This is a genomic window from Bacteroidota bacterium (genome assembly GCA_018692315.1).
In the GTDB taxonomy this organism is placed as follows: domain Bacteria; phylum Bacteroidota; class Bacteroidia; order Bacteroidales; family JABHKC01; genus JABHKC01.
In genome coordinates, this window is record JABHKC010000088.1 from 48,355 (window position 1) to 65,959 (window position 17,605).

Annotated in this window: 8 protein-coding genes; all 8 read right to left on the minus strand. The window is 34.2% G+C overall.

The genetic code is table 11. From position 1 onward, the window contains the following. Window positions 1-13: 13 nt before the first annotated feature. Window positions 14-898, minus strand: coding sequence for a glycosyl hydrolase (locus tag HN894_07050; GenBank protein ID MBT7143080.1), 885 nt, complete (start codon window positions 896-898; stop codon window positions 14-16). Beyond that, window positions 888-4,364 carry a hypothetical protein gene (locus tag HN894_07055; protein ID MBT7143081.1) on the minus strand — a complete coding sequence of 1,159 codons (3,477 nt, stop codon included), beginning with the start codon at window positions 4,362-4,364 and terminating at the stop codon, window positions 888-890. Before HN894_07055 ends, HN894_07050 begins: the two co-directional genes overlap by 11 nt. 19 nt (window positions 4,365-4,383) lie before the next feature. Continuing rightward, on the minus strand, window positions 4,384-6,648 hold the full coding sequence (locus HN894_07060; protein ID MBT7143082.1) for a beta-glucosidase: 2,265 nt from the start codon (window positions 6,646-6,648) through the stop codon (window positions 4,384-4,386). A gap of 259 nt (window positions 6,649-6,907) precedes the next feature. Beyond that, window positions 6,908-8,461: a RagB/SusD family nutrient uptake outer membrane protein gene (locus tag HN894_07065; GenBank protein ID MBT7143083.1), complete on the minus strand. Its 1,554-nt coding sequence runs from the start codon at window positions 8,459-8,461 to the stop codon at window positions 6,908-6,910. Between the two features lie 11 nt (window positions 8,462-8,472). Further along, window positions 8,473-11,571 carry a TonB-dependent receptor gene (locus HN894_07070; protein MBT7143084.1) on the minus strand — a complete coding sequence of 1,033 codons (3,099 nt, stop codon included), beginning with the start codon at window positions 11,569-11,571 and terminating at the stop codon, window positions 8,473-8,475. Between the two features lie 195 nt (window positions 11,572-11,766). Next, entirely contained in the window at window positions 11,767-12,876 is a 1,110-nt protein-coding gene (locus HN894_07075; protein MBT7143085.1) for a glycoside hydrolase family 16 protein, read from the minus strand. Window positions 12,877-12,930: 54 nt separating this feature from the next. Then, entirely contained in the window at window positions 12,931-14,403 is a 1,473-nt protein-coding gene (locus tag HN894_07080) for a PKD domain-containing protein (GenBank protein MBT7143086.1), read from the minus strand. A gap of 301 nt (window positions 14,404-14,704) precedes the next feature. Further along, the gene (locus HN894_07085; protein MBT7143087.1) at window positions 14,705-17,605 is read right to left on the minus strand and encodes a hypothetical protein; all 2,901 of its coding nucleotides are present in this window, start codon (window positions 17,603-17,605) and stop codon (window positions 14,705-14,707) included.

Here is a 17,605-nt window from a genome sequence, read left to right on the forward strand (position 1 = left end):
CTTCCAACAAAAATTAATATTTGAGTTTTTCGGCAATATCCCAAAGCCCCCAAAAAGCACCAACATCTCCTTCGTCATCAATTTTCCACGATTCATCGAAAGATGAGAAATAGAAAATATCGATATCGTCTTCGGCAGACCACTGCTGCGTATTCAGAAAATATTTCAGTGCATTTACTTCGGATGGTACCGAACCATAAAACTTTTCGCCTTTGTTTGGCCAGCCTGTTTCACTGATAATTACCTTTTTGCCATTTCCTGCTTTTACTGCTCTGCGAAACATATCTTTCATGTAGAGAAGTGAATATTCGAGGCTGCACCCCTCCCAAAATGGGTAACAATTTGCCAGAATAAGATCACAAGCTTCGGTGATTTTTGGCCGATTTTCAAATTCATAATACGCATCAACATATCCAACAGGAATATCAGAAACTTCTTTTTTTACATTATATATTTCTTCTAACAATTCTTCCTCCGTCAAATCTCCACGGTACATCACTTCATTTCCTACAGAAATAATATTTGCAAAGCCATCTTTAGCAAGGTGTATTAAGTTTTCAATTTCTTGCTTATTTATTTTTTCATTCTTGCCTAACCATGCACCGACAAAGGTTTTCAAACCATATTCATGAGCAATTCGAGGAATCATTTCGTTTCCTTCGGTACAAGAAAAAGAACGCACCCACTTTGTGTAAGGTTTAATTATTTCTAACCTTCTTCTGATTTGCTTTTCAGACAATGGTGTTCCGGGCATTTGTCCATCAAGATAGGGGCTGAAACACAGGCCGTGCATTTTGGTTTTTAAAGCCTTATGAAACATTTCAATAAGCTCACTCTTTGTTTTATTTAAAACATTTTCTCCTGTTAGAGATAATACTCTGTCTCTGTTAGCCAGCATTTTTTATATTATTTAATGTTACTTCAACTAATTCTACTTCGCCAGTTCTGCTGAAAATTAAATCGCTGGTTTGCTCATCGATGGAGTTTCCATTGAAATATTTTGTATTTCCATTCTTGAATGAAACCGAAATATTTTCTTTATCTGAAAAAGTATAAACAATGGGAGTTTGGCAAAATGTAAAAGCAATGTGATTTTTACTCAATTCAACTTTACAGTTTTCTCCTTTTATGTTGTAATATTCAAATACACGATTTCTATCTAAAATTTCTTCGTGATTGAACAATGTAGGTTCGAAGAAAATCTTCCCTTGTTTTATTCTTAGGCCTAATTCTCCGATTTTCGAAATAATATCTTCTTTCACTTGCCCTGTGAGTCCGGGTTGCTTAACTCCGGTATTCGATGGAGTATGAGAATAGGCATCGGTTGGGAAAGCTCCATATAAATCCGGAGATTTGTAAACACCGATTCCGGCTTTTATTTCGTAATAATGATCTTGAAGATGATTGATAATATTTGCATTTGCACCTTCGAATTTTGCAGCAAAATAATTTTCTTGAGTTGCCAATAAAAGTTTTGAAACCATGTGCCAATAAATAGATCCTAATCCTTCGTAGCCATAAAAAGTTCCGGAGCGTCCTGTAAAGGATTGATGATCGAAAATCTGTTCATATATATCTAAAATCTTATCTTTTTCAAGTTCAATAAGATGACTATAGCTACCAACTCTTAAGCCGTTTAAAACTTCTTCTAACACTTCTCTATTTCTAAAAGTGCCATTAAAATGAAATTCTCCTTCTTTATCAACTTTTATGATTGAAGTTTCTTTGTCAGCTATAAGTTTTGTAAACAAAGCCGATTCCTCAACAAATTTCTTAGGAATAATATTTTTATTGATAAAACGTGGCAATTGTCTGTCAGGATAAAGCATATAGCTATTTTGATCTTCCCGAAACATCGCACTGTTTTTCAACGAATCTAATACATCGAGACTTTCTTTAGCTGTAAGCAAACCGGAACTTAAAACTGCAACTTGACCTTCGAGCATTTCGTAAAGATTGCGAATGGAGATTTCTTTTTTCCTGATGGAAATTAAATTGTAGGCATGATACAATCCGTCCTTACGTTTATTTATTTTTATTGATTGGTCGATATATTTCAGGCTCACCTTCGTAAAATCCAAAAGCTCTTTTACTTTTATGTTGCTCTTTTCGCCGGAAAACGAATAATTATAAATTTCGTTTCTGTATTTTGTATGTGCTTCTCCGAGATAGTTTGCAAATTTTCTTCGGTCTTTGTCAGAAAATCCTGTATTGATAAGATTTACATTTTCTAAAAAGAAATTATAAATATTCGTAAACAAAGTTTCTACTTCAATAGAAATACTGATTTCAGAAAATGATATTTCTTGAAATTTCTTTTGCCAAAATTTAAGGAACCTTCTAAGGTAATAAAGTGTAACCATCGATGTTCCGTTTCCGACAAGTGCATTGTTTGCATCGTTCCATTCGGGGCGTTGGGTATTTAGCCAAATTCCTGCTTCGGGAATAAAATTGCTCAACTTGGACAATAAGGAAACAAGGATTTTTTCAGTAAGATTGACTTTATAAATATTGTCGCCAGACTTGTATTTCAACAAACTTGCATCCGCTCCAAGAAGTTCAACCTCAGTTCTTATTTTCTTATTTAGTTCTACATCAAAAACGACAGTATCTTTTGGATTCTGAACAATTTCGTTGTACGATTTTATTTTATAAGGGACATTTGCATAAGTAAAAATCTCGCTTACTAAAAGATTATCTAATTTGCCCGGATGGAAATTGTTTGAAAGTTCTAATAATTTCTGGAGATAAATTATTTGATGATCGCCCCAGTATCCAATGTATGCCCAAGGATCGTCAGGATGTGGCGATTCCCAATCAATTCCATCACGCATGATGCGATACGGGTTGTAACCATCAATGGTTGAAGCATTTAAAAACTTACTGATTATGCCTTCAATAAATTGCGGGTATGAAAAACAGAGGGCTTCCCAATTTTGAAAAATATCTCTCCAATTGCCTTCGTAATAATATTTTGTTTGCCCATCTTCTTTTTTTGTTTCTATAGAAAACAAATTCCAAGGACGACTTGGGTCGCCGTGTCTTCTGCTAAATGTCAAAGGCAAATATTCGTTTGTTATTCTGATAAGGTCAGTATCACCTGTTTGTTCAGCAAGGTTTATTAAATTTGAATACGATATTTCGTCAGGTAGATGGCTAATCCAGGATTGATATTCTTTTGTGATTAGTTTGTTTATTTGTAATAAATAAAGTTCGAAATCGTCTTTCTTTACTGAATAATTGTTGACAAAAACACCACCTCGCATAATATTATATAAGGTGTTCGAATAATGACGGGCGTAAGACAAATCTGTATTTGTCATTTGAAAACCATCTGCAAACGAGACCATTTTCTTGAGATTTTCGGTTCCTTGTTCAATATCAGCAATTAGAAAGTCAGTAGGTTTTTTAGTTTTAATTATGAAATTGTTAAGATTAGCAACATCGGTGCTTCCTTGATTTAATTCTGCAATGGTAAACCAATCGCTATTTTCATTTTTATTCAAATCTACATGAGAATTTACAAAATATGCCCCTCTCGAAGCTCTCACATCATATTCGGATTCAATATCAAATCCATTTCTAAATTTATTAACTTGCTTTTCGGAAACCAGAATTTTGCTGTCTTTGGCAATACCAGTTGACCAGACGGTTGTTAGTTTTAAAGCTTCGCTCGGTTCTGCTTTATCCACCGGAATTGAGCTTAACATAAACAGAGCCAGGGTACTACCTTCAATTCGTTCATTTTTTTTATAGGCATCCAAAAGGTTGCTATATTCGTTTTGGAATAAATAATCGAGCCCAAATGGGAGAATATTTGTAATTCCATCAATAAATTCAATTTTGGTTTTTGTCTGGCTTAAATTTACTAATGAAGATTTCTTTACGAAGCCAAACTTTTCGCTATTATTCCAGCTATAGCTGAAACTAATTTCTAAATCGGAATTTATTTCTTCGAAAATTATTTTATTGCCATAAATGTTTTTATATAAATTTCGAGTAATATCGTATGTTTTTTGAGACTCGTTGGTGAATGGTTCCCAAAGGAAAGTTTTTTCGTTTTTATGTATAAGAAAACAAGATTTGCTTCCTGTAATACATTTGTAATCATGAATTTTATCAACCGTATAATAAGGAAAAAGTGCGTTGTTACGGTCTTTCCTGCCGGCAGATAATGATCCATTACTTGAAATAAACATCCATAAATCGGAATCGCTGACAATGCTTATAAAAAAGTCAGGCATCTCATGATAATTCTGAATTTTATAAAATTTCTCATTTTCAATTTCTACAAATTGCCCTGATATTTCAGATGATTGAGTTTTTATTTTATTCTCTCCTAAATATATTGTTCTGTTATTCATCAATTTTTTGTTTCGAATATTATTTTAAGAAAAAACTTTTTGTTTGTAATTCCGAAGGTCTGCCACCAATTAATATTGAAAATTCTCCCGGTTCAGTTATCCATTTATTATCTGTCCCTACAAATGCAAAATCATCAGTACTTAGTTTGAATTTTATAGATTTTGACTCTCCGGCTTTCAATCCAATTTTTTTAAATCTTGCTAATCGTTTTATATCTGGAGAAATTGTTGCAAAATGGTCGCGAGTGTATAACTGAATAACTTCTTTTCCGAAAATTTCTCCTGTATTTGTAATCTCCACTTCGATGGTAATTGTATCTCCTTTTGAAAAAATACTATCGCTTAGAGTAGGTTCGGAATATTCAAAACTTGTATAACTTAGTCCTTCGCCAAATTCATATTGAGGATTAAAACCGCCAAGACTAAATTCTTTATCCATAGCATCCATTCCTTTATAATTATATTTCAAGATTGAACCTGAATATCGGGGATAAGTATATGGCAATCTGCCACTTGGATTGCAATCGCCGAAAAGCAAATCTGCAATAGCTTTTCCACCTTCTTGTCCGGGCAAATAAGCCATTATAATTGCCTTAGACAAAACTTCAATTTCACGAATGATTCTTGGTCTTCCTTCAAGAAGTAGCAAAACAATTGGTTTTCCTGTGGCAGCAAGATTTTTTATTAATTTCAATTGCACTTCTGAAAGCTCCAATTCCTCTATGTCGCTTGGTTTTTCGGTAGCTGGTTTTTCTCCAATACAAGCTATTATTATATCGCATTCTTGCGAAAGAAAAACTGTGCTATCAATATTTATATCTTCAGTAAAGCTTGTTCCTTGTCCATAGTGTACATTATTTTTCCCAGCTTTTTCTATAATTGCATCTAGAATGGTAGCTTTGTTAGTATCGTTATAATTCTCCTCCTGTCCACTCCATGTTCTTGACCATGCACCATTTAAGAAGTTTATTGAGTTTGCAGTTGGTCCGCACACTAGAATCTTTTTTGTTTTGTCGATTGGCAGAGTTTCATTTTCATTTTTTAATAAGGTAATACACTCTTTGGCAGCTTCGTAGCTTGCATTTGAAAATTCTTCTGAAGCAAATAAAGGATATTGTTCTGGTGATGTATAAGGTTTTTCAAATAATCCTAACTCAAATTTCACTTTTAATATCCTACGAACAGCATCATCTATGCGTTCAATTGGGATTTCGCCCTGTTTGACCAATTCAACAATATCTATTGCAAAACTTTCATTGTAAGGAACCATACACATATCCATACCTGCCAAAACTGCTAATTTCGCAGCTTCTTTATTATCTTTAGCTACATTATGAGCATATACTAATTTTGTAAGATCGTCCCAATCTGAAATTACAAAACCATGAAATTCTAATTCACCTTTCAACAAATCAGTTATTAAATGATGATTGACTAAACCTGGAATTCCATTTACGGAACCGGAATTTATCATAATTGTTTTTGCCCCAGAGCGAATTCCTTCCTCAAATGGAGGCAGATAATATTGTCGAAGTTCATTTTCAACAATATTTGCAGTCCCACGATCTTTTCCATTGTTGGGATTTCCATATCCAATAAAATGTTTCAAACATACTGCGGCTTTTGTATTGTCTGACAAACTATTTCCTTGCGATCCTTTAATGAAAGAATTTGTCATTTGTGTAGTCAAATAAGTATCTTCACCAAAAGTTTCAAATATTCTTCCCCACAATGGTTGTAATGAAATATCGAGCACCGGTGCATAATTCCATGGGATAGATGAGGCTCTCATTTCGTAGGCTGTAATTTCGCCCATTTTTTCAGCATGTTTTGCATTCCAAGTTGCGGCACATGCAATTTGATGCGGAAATAATGTTGATGAAGCTGTATAATTTGCACCGTGAACTCCATCGTTTCCAAATAATATTGGAATCTTTAATCGAGATTTTTCTAAGGTAAAATCCTGAATTTGACTAATAATATTGTACCATTCTTCTTTTGTTGGCGGATATTTTCCTTTGTTTTGAATTGAGCCAATATGATACTTCAAAATCAATTTATTTAATTTTTCAATATCAATTTCAAGCGAATCAGCATTGCTCCAAAACGGTCCTTTACAAACCGCTGTTAGACCAATATTAGTCATTTGACCAACCTTTTCTTCTAAGGTCATTTGCTGAATAAGCTCCTCAATTTTGTTTTTCCCTTCATTCTTCACATTTCCACAAGAGACGAAAAGCAAAATCCCGCTCATAAATATTATTGAAGATAAATATCTTCCCATATTTAATTTTATTTTCTTTTATTCTATATGGTAAATTTTGAGGTAAATTAAAATCACTAAAACACCTGTATATATCACTAAATCAGTATGCCATTACTGATTTTATGTGATTAAACAAAAACTGCTTAAAAAGAATATAAACAGTTTTTGTTATTAACCAACCCATTTACATTTATAAGATTTAAATAATCTCACTTGGTATTTCAATTTATTATTAACTAATTAAAAACAGGTATTTTAGTGAATTTTAATTTATATTTTAGTAACCTTCATTCTGAACAAATAATCCACCGGATAAATCTATTTCGGTTTGAGGAATTGGCAAAAATCCTTTTGTTACGGCATCGAATGTTACATCGAAAAGCACTTGATCTCCAATATATTGAGAACCATATATGCCAACAGTAAGTTCCTGACTTGCAACATTCATTCCTTGACGTATCAAATCAAAATAGCGAATTCCTTCGAGCGAAAGCTCTAACCTACGTTCATTCAAGATATTATCAATAGTTGCAGATACGCTTGCCAATCCGACTCTTGCTCTTACTTTATCAAGATATTGCTGAGCATTAGCACTTCCAAGCTCGGCAGCCATAAGTAAAACATCAGAATATCTGATTACTCTATGGTTGCATGTACGGTTTAGCTCTAATTGTCCGTCTGCGCTTTGGTGTTCAGCATCGGAGCTATATTTTTTTGAAAAATAACCTGTATGTTGATATCCTGGAACCAAATCTCCATCAAGACTATCTTCAAACAAAACTGTTTTATATAAACGAGGGTCTCCTTGTAAATCATCAACTAATTTCTGGCTCACCGTACCGAAGCTCCATCCTCTGTTCCAATTTTCTGAACCTGAAACACGAGGGCCTTGCATTTGGGCCGACAAATTGCCGTCTCCTCCACGTACAAAATCCCAATCCCACCAGGCATAAGAATCGCCGTGGGATATTTCAAAAACTGATTCTTCACCAAATTCACCGGCAAGTTTAAAATTTGTTTCATAATTTTCGAATAAATCATGGGTGCTATTGGTGATAAGGTCTTCAAGGTATAGTAGAACTTCTGCTTTGTCAATAGTAGTACCGTTGGCATCGAGATCTGTTTTATATACGCCATTGTAAAATAAATATACTCTGGCGAGTAGTGCTTCTGCAGCCCATTTTGTAACTCTGCCTGATTCATTAGTTGGTATTGATTCGGGCAAATCATTAATTGCATCAACCAGATCGGCAGCAATTTGGTTGTAAACCTCAGTTGGTGTATTTTGCGTCTGGCTATATTCCGATGGTCCTTTAATGGTTTCGGTAAGCAATGGGATATTTTCGAAAAACCTTACTTGTTCGAAATAGAAATAGGCTCTTAAAAATTTACACTCTGCAATGGTTCGTATTTTAAATTCTTCAGAAACTACTATATCTTCAATTTTTTCGAGTAGGAGATTTGCTCTATAAATTCCATTATAGTTTTTAATATAGATAGCATGAACTATTTTATTAGTAGTAGGAATATTAAATGTATTTAATTCATTTTCATCCATACCATCGTTGGCATCAGAACCTCCTGCATAAGAATCGTCAGAGAGAATGTCAGCCATTGTAACCAATGGAGCCCATGAGACATTAGGGCTTGATTGAAAACCCAATACATCATATACAGCTACCAATGCTTGCATAGCATCTTCTTCAGTCTGATAGAAATTTGAAGATACTTCTCTGTCTAATGGGTAACGCTCTAAAAACTCTTCACTGCATCCGGTTGAAAATGCGATTAGAATTACTGATATTATTATATATATATTTATTTTTTTCATATCTGTTTATTTTAGAAAGTTAAAGTTGTTCCAAGACGGAAAGTTCTTGCTTGTGGATAAATACCTCTATCTATACCTATATCAAATGAACTTCGTGCACCTATTTCAGGATCTGCTCCGGAGTATCCTGTAATAGTAATCAGATTTTCACCAGAAATATAGAAGCGCCAGTTTGTGGCTTTAATTTTATTTAAAATGCTATTTGGCAAATTGTATCCAATCTGCAGATTTTTAAGCCTAACATAAGTGCCATCCTCAATATACAGATCTGATACTCTGTAATTATTATTAACATCGCTCCATGTATATCTTGGTATTTCATCGGAAGTTCCTTCGCCGGTCCAGCTATCTAAAATTTCTGTTGTTCTGTTCGTATAGAATAAATCCTGTCTTTGTGAGCCATTAAAAATGTCGTGGCCAATGGCTGAGAATATCAGAAATGATATATCAAATTGTTTGTAATCGAGCGAACCATTAAAGCCTAAAGTCCAATCTGGTGTAGGATTTCCAATCATTGTTCGGTCGTCAGGTGTGATTTCATTATCGCCATTTACATCTACGAATCTTACATCGCCTGGCTCGGCAAGAGGTTGTAATAATTCACCATTAGTACCTATGTGTTGGTAAACTTCTGTTTCATTTTGGAACAATCCGTCTGTTTGGTATCCGTAGAAATGCGAAATTGGTAATCCTTCTTCGGCACGGGTAATTGTTCCTGCAACTGCCCAGTCGGCTCCCCAAATAATTCCCTCAGAGTTTCCAATATGGGTCATTGTATTTTTATTATAAGCTGCATTTACTCCGAATGAATATTTCATATCACTTAGGGTATGCCTCCAATTAACTGACATTTCGATACCTTTGTTTTGAACGCTTCCTACGTTTGAATAAGGAGCACTATTTCCAACATGTGCAGGTATAGGTATTATTTCCAATAAATCATTGGTATTTTTAATATAGAAGTCGAATGTTGCAGTTAATCTATCATTATATGCACCAAAGTCGAGTGCAATATCTATTTGTTCTGATTCTTCCCATTTAATATCAGCATTTTCGATATATTCAGGATACATGCCGATAAGCCTGCCTCCTCCAAATATATATCCAAAATCTGGTGTTGACATAACCGAAATATACTTATATGGACCGATATTATCATTTCCATTTATCCCCCAGGATGCTCTAAGTTTTGCAAAACTAAGCTGACTTATTTGCGGAAAAAAAGATTCATCGGAAATCAACCATGAAACACCGAGCGAAGGGAAAATTCCAAATCTATTATTGGCACCAAAATTTGACGAACCATCTCGTCTTAAAATTCCTGTAAAGGCATATTTACTTTTGTAATCATAAGTAATTCTTCCAAACACTGAGTAAAGGGCATAATGTGAAGCTCCTCCATCCGCTTTCCATGCAGTATCTGAAGCCATATTTAGGTAAACGTTTTCAGGGTCGTAGGTTGAAACCATGGCATTAAAACCACTCAAATCGTCAAACCTGTCTTCCTTTGCTGTGGTTCCAGCAAGTACAGAAAAATTATGATCTTTAATCTTCTTTGAATAAGTAAGAGTGTTTTCTATTTGCCAGTTGTACCATCTTTGCATGTACTTATTCACTGAAGTTTTTTCAGTATTATATTGTGCACCATTCATATAATACAATGGTTTGTATGATCCGCCATTTCCATATGCCAAATCGATACCCATGCTTGTTTTAAAAACCAAACCTTCAAATGGAGAAATTTCAGCAAACACATTTCCTACAATTTTATCTAATTTGTACTCGGATGTTTGTATTTCTAATAATGCCTGTGGATTAACTATTTCTGCTCCGAGATAATTTGAAATTCCATAAACATTTCCATCTTCATCTACAACCACCGGTTGATTTGAGTAAGGCTGTTCGGCAAGTATATCGGGATCTGTTTCGTAAAGAGGTGTAAGCGGATCTAAGTTTAATGCACTACTAAATACGCCATTGAATGATTCATTACTGCCTATACCTCTTTTTGTGATACTTGAGTAGGCGAATGTGTTTCCAAATTTAAACCAATTGGTAACTTTATGCGAGCTGTTTAGGCGGGCTGTTAATCTATCGAATTGCGATTGACTGCCACCTATTATACCTTGCTGAGAAAAATAAGAAATTGAAGAAGAATAAAATGATTTTTCGTTCCCTCCTGACACGTTAATATCGTGGTTTACTATAGGAACGTTTTTTTCGAAAATATAGCTTTGCCAGTCAGTATTATGTGCCACCTCATTCATATCAAAAGGTTCATCTTGGTTGGCATTTCTTGCACCTTGGTTCATCAATTCGCGGTATTGGTCTGCATTTAACATATCCAGAGTATTTGCAACATTTTGTATTCCGTAATATCCTGAATAGCTTACACTCATTTTTGATTTCTGTCCGATACCTGAGCCTTTGGTGGTTATCAGAACAACACCGTTTGCTCCTCTGGCTCCATAAATTGCACAGGATGCAGCATCCTTCAATACGTCCATAGATTCAATATCGCCGGGATTCAGATAATCTATTCCACTAACAGGCATACCATCTATAATATAAAGAGGGTTTGCATCTCCTGTTGTTCCGGTTCCTCTGATACGTACGGTAGGTGCTTCTCCAGGTTGCCCTGACATTTGTGTAACCTGAACTCCGGCAGTTCGTCCCTGCATTGCTTGTTCAACACGGAGAATAGGCGTTTTGGCTATCTCATCAGCATCGACAGAAGCAATAGCTCCGGTTACAACTTTCTTTTTCTGAATTCCGTAACCAATCACAACCAGCTCTTCAAGTTCGGTATGTTCAACCATCATAACAACATCAATTGTTGCTCTACCATTAATTGGAATTTCAATAGTTTCGTATCCAATACAAGAGAATGCAAGAGTATCAGTTGGTTTCGTAACTGTGATGGAATAATTTCCTTCAAAATCGGTAATTGTTCCATTTGTTGTTCCCTTTAGTATAACAGTAGTCCCGGGAATACTCAATCCATCGGCTTTATCAGTAATTACTCCTTTTACAGTATGTTGTGCAAAAATACTGTTTGAAAGTAAAAATAAGGCTATGGAGAAAATTAATTTTTGTATATGTTTATTCATATGTTTATGATTTTATTTTTAAAGTTTAAATAATTGAAATGCGAATATTAAATATTGCATAGAGGCAAATGCCAAACCAGATTACTTGGGATGCAATTTTCAAAATTGTTATCCCAATGTTTCGGAACACTTTAGTTTAAAACTTCATACTTCAAATGCGAATAAATTGAGGTTTATTTAAAAAGTCAAGATTTATTACTTTTGAAATACTCGGACGTAATCAACTTTCATTTGTTGAGGGAATATCGTAGAATTATCAGGAGAGCCAGGCCAGTTTCCTCCAACAGCTATATTAAAAATGAAGAAATGAGGCTGATGGAATTCTGACATATCAGAACCTGTAATATCAATAGTATAATATATTTGATCATCAACAAAAAATTGTATCAGATTTTCGTTCCATTCAATAGAAAATACATGATATGCCTCGGCAAAATTATCTACACTCGAGGGTAGTAAGATTGATCCTCCGGCATCGGCGTGTTCATTATTATACTCCCAATGTAAAGTTCCATACACATGGTATTCGCCATCGTTTCCTCCAACCATTTCCATAATGTCAATTTCACCACAATCTGGCCAACTTACCGACGAAATATTTCCTCCTAACATCCATAGTGCAGGCCAAATTCCTTTCCCCTCAGGCAATAATGCTCTTATGTCAATTCTGCCATATTGAAATTCCTGTTTCCCTTTAGTAATTATTCTTGCTGAAGTATAATTTGCACCGCCATAACTTTCCATACGAGCTTCGATAGTGAGTACGCTATCTCCGACCCAAGCATTTTCCGGGCGATAATTTTCGAGTTCATTGTTTCCCCATCCACCGCCTCCGGTTTCATAACTCCAATCATCAGTATTTAACTGGGATCCATTAAATTCATTCTGCCAAACTAAGTTATATCCGGTATATTCCAAAGGCGAAAAGTTACCTTTGTTTAATGGAATTTCTTCAGCTTGAAATGCTACATTCACCTGCCTATTTTTTTTCACATACCTACCGGAAGAACCGTAGGCTCTTATCGTAAATTCATAAATTCCTTGACCTCCGAACTTATATTCAAAATATCCTGTATTATTTACTTCTTCAGGAGTTTCATCAGAACCGATATAAAGTTGATAAAGTGTAGCATTGTCAGCAGTAGCCTGAATTTGTACAAATCCTATTTCATGGTCAATAGACACAATCTCTACAACTAAATTTGAAGGATCGTCTGTATTAACTTCACTTTTTTCAGTACAAAAAGTTAATGTAAGGGAGAAAAGCAGAAATAATATAATATTGTATTTTGATAATAGTCTCATAATAGGAAAAATAAAAAGCTATGACCAATACGATCATAGCTTTTATTTATATTTTTAATTAAATATGAAGTTTCGGATATAGAAAACACCAGCGTTTTCATGACCTCCTCCACCAAGAGAGATTGCAAAGAAATCTAATTTATCGTTTGTGAAAGGAGTGTATGAACCTGCTCCACTTGTTGGTGAGTCTAAATTAAAAGTATAAGTAACCCATTCGTCCATTACAGTGGCTACCGTGTCATACTGAATATGTCCGGTCCACCATTCTTCAGTTTCGCTATGTTCGGCAATTACTATTGCTATATCCTTGGTTAAATCACCAGAATAATCATTTGTACTTGGAACATAAACATCCAAAGAAACAGTTGTGAAATTATCAAACTGAATATCATTAGTCATGAAAAATTGAAGCTCTTGCCACATTCCCCATCTGTCATATTGACCACAATCAGCACCTGTACCTGCAGGATCAGTTACACCCATTGCAAAACTCATGCTATTGGCTTTTGATGTATCTAAAACAACAAAACTGGTAGATGTTTCAAAAGTATTATACATCTCAGTTGGAGTTAAATCAGGTAGGTCTTCTCCATATGGTTCCAGCACAGTAACTACTTCTGGTTCTAATGAAGGATCTGAATAACTTACATAAACAATTTTCCAGAATCCATCTGCACCCCAGTCGAAAGAAACAACCATTAAATCATATCCGGTTTCCTGAGTAATTTCAACATTAAAGGTAGTACTGGCAACTGGTATAGTAGTTTCAGCAGCAGTTCCTAATTTTGGGATTCCTATCCAAGCGCCAAGTCCTGTAATAGTTGCAGTTCCTGTAGATGCATCATATGTGAATTGATGAGTTCCAGATAGCCAGTCGCTTACATCAACGCCATCTTTATTTATCATATTTTCTGGTAAAGCATCAAAACAAATTTCATAGTTCCACTGGTCGTTGAATACACCATATTCTCCCCAGAACACACCATTGTCATTGAATTCGTATATGCCATCGAATTGGAAAGTAAATTCCTGATTATATACACAAGGTCTTGCTCCGTCGTTTTGTAATCCTTCCCACCAGCTTCCAGGGCTTTCAGAATTTTCACCAAGCGACATTGAAACGCCTTCTCTGTACAATTTCCAAGTTTTTGAAACATCTCCTGTTAGCAATTTATATGCATCGTCAGGATCGGTAATCGTAATATCCATAGAATACTCATGGGAGCCTGCATCATTTGTAGCAGTTAATAAAACAGTATAGTCTCCTGAGGCCGCATAAATATGTACAGGGTTTTCCTCAGTTGAACTTTCAGTATCGCCAAAATCCCAACTATATGAGGTTGCATTTTGTGAGAAGTTTGTGAATGCTACTTCAAGAAAATTTGTAGCACCAATTTCGTACTGAAAACTTGCAACTGGCATTACTGTGTTTTCATCCTCATCCTTATCGCAAGAATTTAATACAACAAGGGAAAAAATTCCCATTAGCAAGAATATACTTGCCAAAAATTTAAAAGCTTTTTTCATCGTAAAATGTTTTTAGTTAAAATAAATGTAAAGAAATATAAAGAAATATTGATTTTAAGTTTTCAAAGTAAGTAACAAAAATGTAATTCACAAATATATTTTGCTAAACAAAACTACATCATTGAAAGAATTATCATACGTCAAAAATACATCAAATTGCCTAAACATTCTAATTTTCTGACATTTATAAAACATTTACATATTCTCAATACGTTCATCAAACGCATCAACAAGAATAAAATATTTTGATTCTGTTTTTTGAAGATATTTTTAAGAAGTTCTAATAAACTTGGAGGATTTATTAAAAGGAAATAATGAAATCAGTAAGATTTACTGACCTGTCAAGATTTAGTTTTTTACGTAAACGATAGCGACTTATTTCAACACCTCTTGTCGATATATTCATAAGTAGTGCTATTTCTTTACTTGAAATATTTCTTCTCAGGTAGGCACATAGCTTTAATTCTCTTGGTGTAAGTTCGGTATATTGGTTTTTTAGCCTTTTAAGAAAAGCTTCATGCACATTTTCGAAATGTGTTTCAAAAACTTTCCATTGATTTTCGCTTTCTATATCTTTATTAATTTTCTTTATTAATGGCGAAATCATACCTAATTTGTTCTCACTACGGCTTTTAGAAACAATATCTTTTAATTCATTTTTTAAATTAAAGAGTAATTCGTTTTTTTGAATCATTTGCATAGTTGCATTAGCTAACTCTTTGTCTTTCATAATCATCTTTTCACGCAAAGTGTCATTCCGTATTCTAATTACCTCTTTTTCCGCTTCGAGTGTTTGACGTTTCATTTCATTTTCTCTTTGCTTTGATTTTCGTTCCAGTATGAGTTTTTCTTTCATTTTTGATTTTTCAATCCTTAATTTTACCCAATAGAAAAACAGAAAAATCAACATCAAAAAAATGAAACTAAAGAGAATTAAAGCCTTTAAGGATTTATACCAAGGCGGTTTTATTTTGAAAGAATATTTTGAAGCTTGCGTTTCAACATCATAGGTACTGCGAGCTTTTACGAAAAAAGTGTAATCTCCTTCTTTCAGATTTGTGTATTCTTTTGTGTATCTAATATCCCAGTTTGACCAATTATCGTCATAGCCCTTTAAGAAAGTAGAGTATTTTGTCATTTCAACATTTTCGAAATCATTTGCGGAAAATTTAAAACCAAGATTATTTTGATCATACTCAAGAATTGTTTGAACAGTCGAGTCTTCTATTCTTCTTTCATAACAGATTATTGAATCTGGCTGGCTTAAATATGCCTGATTGATGAAAACTTTAAATTTCTTATCATAACTTTTCTGAAAAAGCTGGTCGTAATGTACAAATCCATTTTCAGTTCCGAAGAAAGTATTTCTTTCATTTAAAGTATAAACAAACTGGAATCCCCCTATGAAGCTTCCTACTAATTGCCTAAAAGGCAAGCTTATATCTAAATAACTTCCGTCCTCTTGTATTCGCATAACTCCGGAATTCCCCTCGGTAAAATACCATATATCGTCTTGCTGGTCTTCGCAAAGTTTTTTTATGGTTTTCCCATGAAATAGTTCTTCAAAATATGAATAATGTGAAAATAACTTTTTGTTTTTGTCGAATTTAAAAAACCCATTTGGAGAAATAAAAACAATTTCATCTCGAAGTTTAAAAACGTTAATTCCATAATCAGATTTGAATCCATTTGAGGAATTATACAAATTAGAACTAACAACACTATCGAGATTGTTGTTTAGTGAAATATTATAAACTCCTTTGTAGCCATGACTTATCCACAGACTATTGTTCTTATCTGCCACCATTTCGCGCGATGTTTCATTAAATGCTTTGATTTTTCCGAAAAATTTCCATTTTCCATTTTCCTTTTTCAGAAGAATTAAACCAGTATATGTTCCACCTATTATTTTGTTGGGATGACTTTCTAATTGGAGAAAAGTCCAGCAGCCCGGAATGTCTGCGATTTTACGTGCAGTTCCACCTTCTATAATGAAAGTTCCGTTGTGATGCCCACAAAAAAGTTTATCGTCAAAAATCTGCAATCTCCAGACTTGACCGCGTGTATTTTCAATAAACTTAAAATTATTCTCTTTTTGGGGATATTGAAAAAAGTCGCTCCATTTTTTATAAAAAATACCTTGATTTGTTCCGAAATACAAATATCCTTTGTGAAATATTGCAGCATATCCAGCACTAAGACCATCATAATACGAGAATATACTTAGATTTGAATTAATTTCGACATAATCAATTCCATTGTCGGTTCCCAACCAAAGATTTCCGAAATCGTCGGTATTCAAGCTCAATATTGTATTATTTTGTAATCCGTTTCGGCCATTTATAATTTGTAAGGGGATGCCATCATTATTGCAAATTATGAGGCCATTTTGTATTGTACCAAATGCAATATATTCATTATCAATTCTTTTTGCACAGTACAATTGATTTTTTTTCAGGTAGGCCGATGCCGGATTTTTCCATTCAACTATTGTATTACCATCATACAAGAACAATCCACTTTCGGATGTAGCTATTAATAGATTTTCTTCAAGAGGCAAAATTGACCAAATTTCTTTTCCCTTTAATTGTTCGGTTCCGTTCAGCTTAAACAACTTTCCCATTGCATATCGTAAGAGTCCGGCTTCGAGATCACAAATCAACAATTGTCCTTTTATATAAAACGAAAAATGGAATGAACCAGGCGCATCAATTACTTTTACTTCATCGTCATTTATTATTATGAGTTTGGAAAAAGACTGAAAAATCAGTCCATCGGGAGTTGAATGAATTCGCCAAATTTCTCCAAAATCTCTTTTCGTTTCAGGGAGTATGGAAGTCATTGAATGGTACTGATATTTACCTAAAGCGTTTGTCTCGAAATACCCAAATTCGTTGAAGCCACCCACGTATATTTTCCCATTTTCAGAAAGCAAAAAACAATGCAACACAGAGGAATTTGATATTGGATAAATTTCCCAGTTGTGCCCGTCATATTCAATCAATCCGTTGTTGTTGGCAAAATACATTTTCCCATTATCGGAATTTTCTATCATCCAGGTTTGTAGCCCGCCTTTATAATCAGAACGCTCGAAATTCCGAATAAATGGTGTCCCAATATCTTTTACCTGGGCTATAGTAGTATTAAGAAAGAACAGGAAGTTCAGAAAAAGGAAAATTGTATATTTCAGTGTTATATTCAT